We start from the raw sequence: 238 nt of genomic DNA on the forward strand, positions 1-238 counted from the left end.
GTAATAGTCCGTACGGTTGAGCCGTCGGATTTCACTATTCGCTTACTTGTCCACCTACGCAACTCTTTACGCCCAGTCACTCCGGATAATGCTTGCACCCTACGTATGACCGCGGCTGCTGGCACGTAGTTAGCCGGTGCTTATTCATAAGTTACCGTCATATTCTTCACTTATAAAAGCAGTTTACGACCCGAGGGCCTTCATCCTGCACGCGGCGTTGCTCCATCAGGCTTTCGCC

Annotated in this window: 1 rRNA gene; it reads right to left on the reverse strand. The window is 51.7% G+C overall.

Features of this window, described 5'->3' with window-relative positions:
• Positions 1-238: ribosomal RNA gene (locus tag ACTHSQ_RS11440) — 16S ribosomal RNA — on the reverse strand; the annotation flags it as partial.

Origin of the sequence: Neisseria sp. P0009.S008, from assembly GCF_051958615.1 — a bacterium.
Taxonomy (GTDB): Bacteria; Pseudomonadota; Gammaproteobacteria; order Burkholderiales; family Neisseriaceae; genus Neisseria; species Neisseria subflava.